General features: G+C 44.7%; 9 protein-coding genes. All 9 read right to left on the bottom strand.

Annotation, left to right across the window (positions count from 1 at the left end):
* A partial coding sequence (locus tag C1A09_RS16845; protein ID WP_101546186.1) for a major capsid protein occupies positions 1–1,213 on the bottom strand: 1,213 nt, incomplete at its 3' end.
* Between the two features lie 36 nt (positions 1,214–1,249).
* The gene (locus tag C1A09_RS16840; protein WP_000033471.1) at positions 1,250–1,366 is read right to left on the bottom strand and encodes a phage DNA packaging protein J; all 117 of its coding nucleotides are present in this window, start codon (positions 1,364–1,366) and stop codon (positions 1,250–1,252) included.
* Positions 1,366–1,824, bottom strand: a complete 459-nt coding sequence (locus C1A09_RS16835) for a scaffolding protein D (RefSeq protein ID WP_000084700.1) — start codon at positions 1,822–1,824, stop codon at positions 1,366–1,368. Before C1A09_RS16835 ends, C1A09_RS16840 begins: the two co-directional genes overlap by 1 nt.
* Positions 1,821–2,060 (bottom strand): phage DNA packaging protein C, encoded by a 240-nt coding sequence (locus C1A09_RS16830; RefSeq protein WP_016670801.1) that lies wholly within the window; start codon positions 2,058–2,060, stop codon positions 1,821–1,823. The genes C1A09_RS16835 and C1A09_RS16830 overlap by 4 nt, the downstream gene beginning before the upstream one ends.
* Complete coding sequence (locus C1A09_RS16825; RefSeq protein WP_435988044.1) at positions 1,993–2,145, bottom strand: hypothetical protein; 153 nt, start codon at positions 2,143–2,145, stop codon at positions 1,993–1,995. The genes C1A09_RS16830 and C1A09_RS16825 overlap by 68 nt, the downstream gene beginning before the upstream one ends.
* On the bottom strand, positions 2,078–3,646 hold the full coding sequence (locus C1A09_RS16820; RefSeq protein WP_001134933.1) for a replication endonuclease: 1,569 nt from the start codon (positions 3,644–3,646) through the stop codon (positions 2,078–2,080). The genes C1A09_RS16825 and C1A09_RS16820 overlap by 68 nt, the downstream gene beginning before the upstream one ends.
* 36 nt (positions 3,647–3,682) lie before the next feature.
* Positions 3,683–4,669, bottom strand: a complete 987-nt coding sequence (locus C1A09_RS16815) for a Minor spike protein (protein ID WP_000466547.1) — start codon at positions 4,667–4,669, stop codon at positions 3,683–3,685.
* Between the two features lie 8 nt (positions 4,670–4,677).
* A complete protein-coding gene (locus tag C1A09_RS16810; protein ID WP_000487867.1) occupies positions 4,678–5,205 on the bottom strand; it encodes a hypothetical protein in 528 nt (175 codons plus the stop codon).
* 110 nt (positions 5,206–5,315) lie between these two features.
* The coding region (locus C1A09_RS16805; protein ID WP_001712343.1) for a major capsid protein at positions 5,316–5,513 on the bottom strand (198 nt) is incomplete at its 5' end.

The following is a 5,513-nucleotide window of genomic DNA, read 5'->3' as shown; positions in this document are numbered from 1 at the left end:
TATTCCACTGCAACAACTGAACGGACTGGAAACACTGGTCATAATCATGGTGGCGAATAAGTACGCGTTCTTGCAAATCACCAGAAGGCGGTTCCTGAATGAATGGGAAGCCTTCAAGAAGGTGATAAGCAGGAGAAACATACGAAGGCGCATAACGATACCACTGACCCTCAGCAATCTTAAACTTCTTAGACGAATCACCAGAACGGAAAACATCCTTCATAGAAATTTCACGCGGCGGCAAGTTGCCATACAAAACAGGGTCGCCAGCAATATCGGTATAAGTCAAAGCACCTTTAGCGTTAAGGTACTGAATCTCTTTAGTCGCAGTAGGCGGAAAACGAACAAGCGCAAGAGTAAACATAGTGCCATGCTCAGGAACAAAGAAACGCGGCACAGAATGTTTATAGGTCTGTTGAACACGACCAGAAAACTGGCCTAACGACGTTTGGTCAGTTCCATCAACATCATAGCCAGATGCCCAGAGATTAGAGCGCATGACAAGTAAAGGACGGTTGTCAGCGTCATAAGAGGTTTTACCTCCAAATGAAGAAATAACATCATGGTAACGCTGCATGAAGTAATCACGTTCTTGGTCAGTATGCAAATTAGCATAAGCAGCTTGCAGACCCATAATGTCAATAGATGTGGTAGAAGTCGTCATTTGGCGAGAAAGCTCAGTCTCAGGAGGAAGCGGAGCAGTCCAAATGTTTTTGAGATGGCAGCAACGGAAACCATAACGAGCATCATCTTGATTAAGCTCATTAGGGTTAGCCTCGGTACGGTCAGGCATCCACGGCGCTTTAAAATAGTTGTTATAGATATTCAAATAACCCTGAAACAAATGCTTAGGGATTTTATTGGTATCAGGGTTAATCGTGCCAAGAAAAGCGGCATGGTCAATATAACCAGTAGTGTTAACAGTCGGGAGAGGAGTGGCATTAACACCATCCTTCATGAACTTAATCCACTGTTCACCATAAACGTGACGATGAGGGACATAAAAAGTAAAAATGTCTACAGTAGAGTCAATAGCAAGGCCACGACGCAATGGAGAAAGACGGAGAGCGCCAACGGCGTCCATCTCGAAGGAGTCGCCAGCGATAACCGGAGTAGTTGAAATGGTAATAAGACGACCAATCTGACCAGCAAGGAAGCCAAGATGGGAAAGGTCATGCGGCATACGCTCGGCGCCAGTTTGAATATTAGACATAATTTATCCTCAAGTAAGGGGCCGAAGCCCCTGCAATTAAAATTGTTGACCACCTACATACCAAAGACGAGCGCCTTTACGCTTGCCTTTAGTACCTCGCAACGGCTGCGGACGACCAGGGCGAGCGCCAGAACGTTTTTTACCTTTAGACATTACATCACTCCTTCTGCACGTAATTTTTGACGCACGTTTTCTTCTGCGTCAGTAAGAACGTCAGTGTTTCCTGCGCGTACACGCAAGGTAAACGCGAACAATTCAGCGGCTTTAACCGGACGCTCGACGCCATTAATAATGTTTTCCGTAAATTCAGCGCCTTCCATGATGAGACAGGCCGTTTGAATGTTGACGGGATGAACATAATAAGCAATGACGGCAGCAATAAACTCAACAGGAGCAGGAAAGCGAGGGTATCCTACAAAGTCCAGCGTACCATAAACGCAAGCCTCAACGCAGCGACGAGCACGAGAGCGGTCAGTAGCAATCCAAACTTTGTTACTCGTCAGAAAATCGAAATCATCTTCGGTTAAATCCAAAACGGCAGAAGCCTGAATGAGCTTAATAGAGGCCAAAGCGGTCTGGAAACGTACGGATTGTTCAGTAACTTGACTCATGATTTCTTACCTATTAGTGGTTGAACAGCATCGGACTCAGATAGTAATCCACGCTCTTTTAAAATGTCAACAAGAGAATCTCTACCATGAACAAAATGTGACTCATATCTAAACCAGTCCTTGACGAACGTGCCAAGCATATTAAGCCACTTCTCCTCATCCAACGCGTCAGTTTTTGACAGAATCGTTAGTTGATGGCGAAAGGTCGCAAAGTAAGAGCTTCTCGAGCTGCGCAAGGATAGGTCGAATTTTCTCATTTTCCGCCAGCAGTCCACTTCGATTTAATTCGTAAACAAGCAGTAGTAATTCCTGCTTTATCAAGATAATTTTTCGACTCATCAGAAATATCCGAAAGTGTTAACTTCTGCGTCATGGAAGCGATAAAACTCTGCAGGTTGGATACGCCAATCATTTTTATCGAAGCGCGCATAAATTTGAGCAGATTTGTCGTCACAGGTTGCGCCGCCAAAACGTCGGCTACAGTAACTTTTCCCAGCCTCAATCTCATCTCTCTTTTTGCGTTCTGCTTCAATATCTGGTTGAACGGCGTCGCGTCGTAACCCAGCTTGGTAAGTTGGATTAAGCACTCCGTGGACAGATTTGTCATTGTGAGCATTTTCATCCCGAAGTTGCGGCTCATTCTGATTCTGAACAGCTTCTTGGGAAGTAGCGACAGCTTGGTTTTTAGTGAGTTGTTCCATTCTTTAGCTCCTAGACCTTTAGCAGCAAGGTCCATATCTGACTTTTTGTTAACGTATTTAGCCACATAGAAACCAACAGCCATATAACTGGTAGCTTTAAGCGGCTCACCTTTAGCATCAACAGGCCACAACCAACCAGAACGTGAAAAAGCGTCCTGCGTGTAGCGAACTGCGATGGGCATACTGTAACCATAAGGCCACGTATTTTGCAAGCTATTTAACTGGCGGCGATTGCGTACCCGACGACCAAAATTAGGGTCAACGCTACCTGTAGGAAGTGTCCGCATAAAGTGCACCGCATGGAAATGAAGACGGCCATTAGCTGTACCATACTCAGGCACACAAAAATACTGATAGCAGTCGGCGTGTGAATCATTAGCCTTGCGACCCTCGGCAGCAAGAACCATACGACCAATATCACGAAAATAGTCACGCAAAGCATTGGGATTATCATAAAACGCCTCTAATCGGTCGTCAGCCAACGTGAGAGTGTCAAAAACGATAAACCAACCATCAGCATGAGCCTGTCGCATTGCATTCATCAAACGCTGAATAGCAAAGCCTCTACGCGATTTCATAGTGGAGGCCTCCAGCAATCTTGAACACTCATCCTTAATACCTTTCTTTTTGGGGTAATTATACTCATCGCGAATATCCTTAAGAGGGCGTTCAGCAGCCAGCTTGCGGCAAAACTGCGTAACCGTCTTCTCGTTCTCTAAAAACCATTTTTCGTCCCCTTCGGGGCGGTGGTCTATAGTGTTATTAATATCAAGTTGGGGGAGCACATTGTAGCATTGTGCCAATTCATCCATTAACTTCTCAGTAACAGATACAAACTCATCACGAACGTCAGAAGCAGCCTTATGGCCGTCAACATACATATCACCATTATCGAACTCAACGCCCTGCATACGAAAAGACAGAATCTCTTCCAAGAGCTTGATGCGGTTATCCATCTGCTTATGGAAGCCAAGCATTGGGGATTGAGAAAGAGTAGAAATGCCACAAGCCTCAATAGCAGGTTTAAGAGCCTCGATACGCTCAAAGTCAAAATAATCAGCGTGACATTCAGAAGGGTAATAAGAACGAACCATAAAAAAGCCTCCAAGATTTGGAGGCATGAAAACATACAATTGGGAGGGTGTCAATCCTGACGGTTATTTCCTAGACAAATTAGAGCCAATACCATCAGCTTTACCGTCTTTCCAGAAATTGTTCCAAGTATCGGCAACAGCTTTATCAATACCATGAAAAATATCAACCACACCAGAAGCAGCATCAGTGACGACATTAGAAATATCCTTTGCAGTAGCGCCAATATGAGAAGAGCCATACCGCTGATTCTGCGTTTGCTGATGAACTAAGTCAACCTCAGCACTAACCTTGCGAGTCATTTCTTTGATTTGGTCATTGGTAAAATACTGACCAGCCGTTTGAGCTTGAGTAAGCATTTGGCGCATAATCTCGGAAACCTGCTGTTGCTTGGAAAGATTGGTGTTTTCCATAATAGACGCAACGCGAGCAGTAGACTCCTTCTGTTGATAAGCAAGCATCTCATTTTGTGCATATACCTGGTCTTTCGTATTCTGGCGTGAAGTCGCCGACTGAATGCCAGCAATCTCTTTTTGAGTCTCATTTTGCATCTCGGCAATCTCTTTCTGATTGTCCAGTTGCATTTTAGTAAGCTCTTTTTGATTCTCAAATCCGGCGTCAACCATACCAGCAGAGGAAGCATCAGCACCAGCACGCTCCCAAGCATTAAGCTCAGGAAATGCAGCAGCAAGATAATCACGAGTATCCTTTCCTTTATCAGCGGCAGACTTGCCACCAAGTCCAACCAAATCAAGCAACTTATCAGAAACGGCAGAAGTGCCAGCCTGCAACGTACCTTCAAGAAGTCCTTTACCAGCTTTAGCCATAGCACCAGAAACAAAACTAGGGACGGCCTCATCAGGGTTAGGAACATTAGAGCCTTGAATGGCAGATTTAATACCAGCATCACCCATGCCTACAGTATTGTTATCGGTAGCAAGCACATCACCTTGAATGCCACCGGAGGCGGCTTTTTGACCGCCTCCAAACAATTTAGACATGGCGCCACCAGCAAGAGCAGAAGCAATACCGCCAGCAATAGCACCAAACATAAATCACCTCACTTAAGTGGCTGGAGACAAATAATCTCTTTAATAACCTGATTCAGCGAAACCAATCCGCGGCATTTAGTAGCGGTAAAGTTAGACCAAACCATGAAACCAACATAAACATTATTGCCCGGCGTACGGGGAAGGACGTCAATAGTCACACAGTCCTTGACGGTATAATAACCACCATCATGGCGACCATCCAAAGGATAAACATCATAGGCAGTCGGGAGGGTAGTCGGAACCGAAGAAGACTCAAAGCGAACCAAACAGGCAAAAAATTTAGGGTCGGCATCAAAAGCAATATCAGCACCAACAGAAACAACCTGATTAGCGGCGTTGACAGATGTATCCATCTGAATGCAATGAAGAAAACCACCATTACCAGCATTAACCGTCAAACTATCAAAATATAACGTTGACGATGTAGCTTTAGGTGTCTGTAAAACAGGTGCCGAAGAAGCTGGAGTAACAGAAGTGAGAACCAGCTTATCAGAAAAAAAGTTTGAATTATGGCGAGAAATAAAAGTCTGAAACATGATTAAACTCCTAAGCAGAAAACCTACCGCGCTTCGCTTGGTCAACCCCTCAGCGGCAAAAATTAAAATTTTTACCGCTTCGGCGTTATAACCTCACACTCAATCTTTTATCACGAAGTCATGATTGAATCGCGAGTGGTCGGCAGATTGCGATAAACGGTCACATTAAATTTAACCTGACTATTCCACTGCAACAACTGAACGGACTGGAAACACTGGTCATAATCATGGTGGCGAATAAGTACGCGTTCTTGCAAATCACCAGAAGGCGGTTCCTGAATGAATGGGAAGCCTTCAAGAAGGTGATA

Origin of the sequence: Bacteroides cutis, assembly GCF_900241005.1 — a bacterium.
Lineage (GTDB): Bacteria > Bacteroidota > Bacteroidia > Bacteroidales > Bacteroidaceae > Bacteroides > Bacteroides cutis.
Note: the sequence above shows the minus strand (reverse complement) of the source record. Positions and strands in the feature narration are given on the sequence as shown.